At 77.4% G+C, this 1,207-nt stretch carries 2 protein-coding genes; both read left to right on the forward strand.

Features of this window, described 5'->3' with window-relative positions; all coding sequences use genetic code 11:
• The coding region (locus tag BJF79_RS56555; RefSeq protein ID WP_262403275.1) for a hypothetical protein at positions 1-533 on the forward strand (533 nt) is incomplete at its 5' end.
• A gap of 85 nt (positions 534-618) precedes the next feature.
• Positions 619-1,207, forward strand: a 589-nt coding sequence (locus BJF79_RS40020; RefSeq protein WP_075905236.1) for a hypothetical protein, incomplete at its 3' end; no start/stop codon positions are given.

The raw sequence follows: 1,207 nt of genomic DNA on the forward strand, positions 1-1,207 counted from the left end.
CGCGGCCGGGGCGGCCGGGCGTGTCGGCCGCCGCGGCGGTGCCCGCGGCCGCCCTGGGCGCGGCGATCGTCGTGGGCGGGATACCGGTGTGGGCGGAGTCGAACGGGTCGGTGGTCGCGGACCGTCCGGCCTGGAAGGCGCATCCCGCCCAGGTCGGTACGGCGCGCGCGATCGTCGCGGAGGCGGGACCGGGCGGGATCGTCGTGATGCCGGGCCGGTACATGCGGATCGTCCCGCTGCTGACCGCCGAGACGCACGCGGTGAACCCGAACTCGCACTACCTGTCGCTGCTGCCCGCGCCGGAGCGGGCGGTCGAGGACCGCGAGCTGCTGGCCGCGACCGTCCGGTCGGCGCGGAGCGAGAAGCCGGGACGGGCGGAGGTCGCGGGGGCGCTGCGGCGGCTGGACGTCCGGGTGGCGTGCGCGTACCCGTGGGACGAGCGGGGCATGGAGCTGCTGGTCGGTGCCGGGTACGGCGGCGGCCGGCGGATCGGCGACCTCGCGTGCGTCTTCCCTGGTGGCGGCCGGGGGTAAGGGCCGACGGCCCTGTTCGCCCGTTTGGCCGGGTTTTACCCGGGCATCGGCGTGTCGTTCGATCCGACGCACGTTGGAGGATGACATGTCGACCGTCGTGATGGTCGTCATCGCAGTGATCATCGTCGCCGTCGTGGCCGCCGCGGTCGTGTTCCCGGGCCGGTCCCGGGCGCGCACCCGCCGGCTGCGGCGGCGCTTCGGGCCCGAGTACGACCGGGCCGTCGAGCGGCACGGCGGCCGGGCGGCCGCCGAGGAGGAGCTGCGCACCCGCGAGCGCAGGCACCGCGAGCTGGAGCTGCGCGACCTCGCCCCGCACCGCCGCGAGGAGTTCCGCGCGCGGTGGGCCGACGTCCAGGAGCGGTTCGTGGACGCGCCCGCACCGGCCGTCGAGGAGGCCGACGACCTCGTCCGGGCGGTGATGGCCGAGCGCGGCTACCCGACCCGCGGGTTCGAGGACCAGGCCGCCCACCTGTCGGTGGAGCACGGCCGGACGCTCGGCCACTACCGGAGCGCGCACGCCATCGGCGGCAAGGCCGCGGCGGGCGAGGCGTCGACCGAGGACCTGCGGCAGGCGATGGTGCACTACCGCGCCCTGTTCGAGGGCTGCTGCCCGCGTCCGGCGCGGACGGCGCCGCGCCCGCGCGGCCGCCGGGGAGCCCGCCGCGGAACCGGTC

The organism is Actinomadura sp. CNU-125 (assembly GCF_001942465.1).
In the GTDB taxonomy this organism is placed as follows: domain Bacteria; phylum Actinomycetota; class Actinomycetes; order Streptosporangiales; family Streptosporangiaceae; genus Spirillospora.